The organism is Microcystis sp. M169S2 (assembly GCF_020245865.1).
Classification (GTDB): domain Bacteria; phylum Cyanobacteriota; class Cyanobacteriia; order Cyanobacteriales; family Microcystaceae; genus Microcystis; species Microcystis ichthyoblabe_A.
Genome location: NZ_JADBUB010000136.1, coordinates 1 through 3,890, shown reverse-complemented (window position 1 = coordinate 3,890; position 3,890 = coordinate 1). Strand labels below are relative to the sequence as shown.

Below are 3,890 nucleotides of genomic sequence, written 5' to 3'. Positions count from 1 at the left end.
ACGGTCATCTTCAAAAATAATAATTGTTCCTGTAGGAAGACGTTCTCCTTGTAACTGCCCTCGATTCCACATTCTCCAAGCAGTGTCATAACTGATCCCTTTTTTCTTAGCATAATCTGATAGTTTCATGTGAACTGCAATGTAAACTTGCACTAACCATATTAGCAGTTGTTTGCAGTCATTTGCATATACTTTTTACAAAACTTTACAATACCTGACTGGGGTACGCTCAAGAGATGGCGATCGCCTCTGTTGTCGGTATCAAAATATTCTCGGAAATCGGCTTGGCATCGGGTAAGTAGTCCATAAAAAGCCTCATCTGATTCATTTGTACGGGACCAAAAATAGTGGCAAAAGAAACATCGGCTGCATCTCGTCCTGTGCCAACGCGAATTAGCCCGCTCTGAGGCACAAGGCGGGTAGGATCGAAAAGATACCAGCGACCCCCTAGATAAGCCTCAAACCAGGCATGAAAATCGGGGGGATTTAAACCATAGGCGTAGCCGGAAACAAAGCGTGCTGGAATATTCAAGGCCCGACAAAAAGCAATACCTAAATGGGCAAAATCACGGCAAACGCCTACCCGTTCTATCGCTGTATCGCAAGCAGAAGTTAAAGAATCACTGCTACCAGAGAGATACAAAACATTGTCATAAATCCAGTTACAGATAGCTGTCACCCTAGAATAACCAGGGACTAAATGGCCAAATTCAGCCGCGACAAAGCGCAATAACCGATCTGACTGACAGTAACGACTCGGATAAAGATAGTACAAGATATCGAGGGGTAAATCGGCTGGCTTTACTTCAAAAATCGTACTGGGGTCTGAATAATAAGGAGATAAGCCAACGGTTGCTCGATAGGAAATTTGCAAATTGCCAGGAGGGGCATTGAGTCGAAAGTATCGGTTTCCACTGACAGAAGTGATATATTCCTCAATCGACCGTTGAGAGTTAGAATGGAGGTCTTCCTGAACAATAATCTGATGGTTGTTGCTGACAATAGCAACATTAAGAATTAGAGTGCTTGCTTGCTCAATGCTGTAGGTTAATTCACAGCCAAGCTCATACTTTAGCATATAGTTTTTCCCTGTCCTTTCAATACGAGCAGATGCTGGAGCCGAAGCCGATTGTAACGCTGCACCCACAAACAAGGCAGGTTGAAAGCTGTTCCCACGGCGAGGTTTACCAGCACACCCCAGCCAGGAGTCCAGAGCATCGTCACTAACCAAAACAGCCAGATGGCGATGTGAACGTATTCCGCGCGACGGGTTTCAGCCAAAAAACGGGACATTACGGCACAGTCCCCACCGCCAACGGATGTTTTGCGAAAACCTCCTGGGAAGAAATCCCCTGCTTCTGGCAACCGATCCTTCCATCGCTTGATCCGCAGTACCCGATTGTACCATTGTCTATCTTCCCCCCAGATTCGTGGCCGGGTCAGGCAGGTGTCCGTTTCTAGGAATTTCAGGGGAAGTCGATGACCGACAAAACCGATCAAAAGTGACCAGGCTGTCCAACCGACCACACACAGCCCGACGATTACCCCATCCGGTAACTGTAGTATAGATAATCTCATTCATTCACCTTGCCATCGGGTACTTATCCTTCGTCCTTTCCATTCGATTTGACCACGTTCGAGATTCAGAATTGCCAGCAGGAACACTGCAATGAAGAAGGCAACCGGAATGGGGAAGAAAAAGACGATTGCTCCGAATGAACCCACTGGCCATACAATTATGGCTAACTGTATGGCGAAGGCAAGATAAAGCAGTACGTTATATAGTAAGGATGAATTCCCGACAATCGGCCAGCCAAATAGGGATGCGGGCAGACACCAAGCCGCCCAGAACAACCCTGAAAGCCAGAACACAACCGCCAGCATCCGCAGCCAAGAGACTTCCCCTGCTGCCGTTGCAAAGTTTTTGTCGAAACCAACAACCAGGTCTCGCAGCCCGCCGGGGTACATCCGATAGTCCAGTTGGCCATGACCAATGTATGCACTCACTGGCAGTCCCGCACTCTCATAAATATGAGCCATGAACCAGTCTTCTACAACATATCCTGCCACAGCGTCGTGGCCGCCGACCCGCTCATAGTCATCCTTGCTGGTAGCCATAGCCGGTCCAAAAGCCACACCACCTCTTGCTCCCAGTTTGACGGCCATCAAGCCGACGAGATTGAACAGAACCGCTAACAGTTCGTAGGGGCGTTCAGTGCGGTGATAGGGCTGAACTGAGACCAGACCACCTAAGTGTTGAACAGTTGCCACCAGCCTGCGGAGCAGCTCCTCCCCTGGCTCAGTGTCGGCATCGAGAAAGACGAGAATATCGCCAGATGAGGCTGCATATCCGGTTTTGAGTGCCCAGTTTTTCCCTGTCCAACCTGTGGGCAAAGGGCTAGTCTTCACTACTTTCACCCCGGCCTGTTCGGCGATCTGTGGGGTAGCATCGGCGGACTGGTCATCGATGACAATGATTTCGTAGGGCTTGAATGTTTGCTGCCTTAAGGCTGTTAGCAAATTAGGGAGGGTACTCTCTTCATTCCTCGCCGGAATCAAGACCGAGACTTTAGGCGAACCGACGACTGAAAGGTCTGGAAGTCGCGGCAACCGCCACATCAATCCCCAGCCTATTAGCCAACGCACCACCAGTGTGATGGACATCAGATCCATAATGATTCAACCTTTCCTTCCGTCTAGAACATCACTCACCTACCGATACGAATTCCCTTGAGAAAACTCAGCAATCCGAACACCTTAAGAATCCACAAAACGAGGGCGATGACAACCACAATGTTCAGGATTTGCTTGATCTTGCTGTCCATCGGAATGTAGTTGTTCACGAGCCACAATAGAACCCCAACCACGATGATAACTACCATAAACTGGACCAGATCCATGACTGACCTCCTTTCTCTGATCTAATGAGTTTCGTCAAGCATTTTATTCTCTTCATTATTATTATATATGCTCGTTTATATATGCTCGTTAGGTGGCCAGGGCAATCGCACACAATTCTTGAAGATACGCAATAAATCTACAAGATATCCTCATGGAATAGCAATTAGGAGATAAATATTAAATTTTTCAAGTTAGTATACAGAATATCAACTATCTGTTTACAGGTTCGCACAAAACAATGTTAACGGACAAATGTTCATCACCAACAGCCCTGATTGAAAAACACTTTGGCACTCTAAAAGACCCTGGAGCGTTACACAACATTGAGCATTTGTGATAGATATTATTGTGATTAATATCTGTGCAACCATTTGTGGGGCGAACAACTGGGAAGCAGTTGCTGCCTATGGTATAACCAAATATGAATGGCTAAAAACTTTTCTAGCTCTGCCTAATGGGATTCCCTCTCATGATACATTTATCCGATTATTTGTCCGTTTAAAATCAGAAGAACTCCAGTCATGCTTTATTAGTTGGATGCAAGCAGTTCATCAGGTGACCAATGGAGAACTCTTAAATGTGGACGGGAAAACCTTACGAGGGGCAAAAGAAGGAGGAAATAACCGCAGTTTAATTCCTATGGTAAGTGTCTGGTCAGCCACTAATCATTTGGTACTTGGTCAACGAAAAGTCGCTGAAAAATCCAATGAGATTACTGCTATTCCTGAATTATTGAAGATTTGAGAAATTCGAGGTTGTTTAGTAAGTATTGATGCCATGGGATGTCAAACTGAAATTGCCTCTACAATTATTGAGCAAGGCGCTGATTATGTATTAGCATTGTGAAACGCTGGCTCTTCTGGTTTTCGTGTGTTAATTTTTGTTATGAATTAAAGCAAGCAAACAGCTTAAGTCGAAGATGTTGAAAATTGGTAAATCCATAACTCATTCTTTTAATAAGCTTTATTTTGGTATTCATTCCCTCAATT

At 45.6% G+C, this 3,890-nt stretch carries 5 protein-coding genes and 2 pseudogenes; 1 reads left to right on the top strand and 6 read right to left on the bottom strand.

The features are described 5' to 3' along the window. The 5 genes and pseudogenes from IM485_RS14030 to IM485_RS22765 form a co-directional block, all read right to left on the bottom strand. Positions 1–129: pseudogene (locus tag IM485_RS14030) on the bottom strand (IS607 family transposase); the annotation flags it as partial. 100 nt (positions 130–229) lie between these two features. Beyond that, positions 230–1,078, bottom strand: a complete 849-nt coding sequence (locus IM485_RS14025) for a transglutaminase-like domain-containing protein (protein WP_004159260.1) — start codon at positions 1,076–1,078, stop codon at positions 230–232. Then, entirely contained in the window at positions 1,072–1,578 is a 507-nt protein-coding gene (locus IM485_RS14020; RefSeq protein WP_002752255.1) for a glycosyl-4,4'-diaponeurosporenoate acyltransferase CrtO family protein, read from the bottom strand. The genes IM485_RS14025 and IM485_RS14020 overlap by 7 nt, the downstream gene beginning before the upstream one ends. Continuing rightward, the gene (locus tag IM485_RS14015; RefSeq protein ID WP_287743822.1) at positions 1,579–2,673 is read right to left on the bottom strand and encodes a glycosyltransferase family 2 protein; all 1,095 of its coding nucleotides are present in this window, start codon (positions 2,671–2,673) and stop codon (positions 1,579–1,581) included. Positions 2,674–2,708: 35 nt separating this feature from the next. Further along, the gene (locus IM485_RS22765; protein WP_304598356.1) at positions 2,709–2,882 is read right to left on the bottom strand and encodes a Thivi_2564 family membrane protein; all 174 of its coding nucleotides are present in this window, start codon (positions 2,880–2,882) and stop codon (positions 2,709–2,711) included. Positions 2,883–3,139: 257 nt separating this feature from the next. Here IM485_RS22765 and IM485_RS14010 point away from each other — a divergent pair. Beyond that, a pseudogene (locus IM485_RS14010) lies at positions 3,140–3,744 on the top strand (ISAs1 family transposase); the annotation flags it as partial. A 40-nt stretch (positions 3,745–3,784) separates the two neighbouring features. Here IM485_RS14010 and IM485_RS14005 read toward each other — a convergent pair. Beyond that, a partial coding sequence (locus IM485_RS14005; protein WP_287638279.1) for a transposase occupies positions 3,785–3,890 on the bottom strand: 106 nt, incomplete at its 5' end.

What these genes read in the sequence shown, in the direction of transcription:
- IM485_RS14025 (WP_004159260.1), bottom strand. Translation starts at nt 1,078, where the DNA reads ATGCTAAAGTATGAGCTTGGCTGTGAATTAACCTACAGCATTGAGCAA.
- IM485_RS14020 (WP_002752255.1), bottom strand. Translation starts at nt 1,578, where the DNA reads ATGAGATTATCTATACTACAGTTACCGGATGGGGTAATCGTCGGGCTG.
- IM485_RS14015 (WP_287743822.1), bottom strand. Translation starts at nt 2,673, where the DNA reads ATGGATCTGATGTCCATCACACTGGTGGTGCGTTGGCTAATAGGCTGG.
- IM485_RS22765 (WP_304598356.1), bottom strand. Translation starts at nt 2,882, where the DNA reads ATGGTAGTTATCATCGTGGTTGGGGTTCTATTGTGGCTCGTGAACAAC.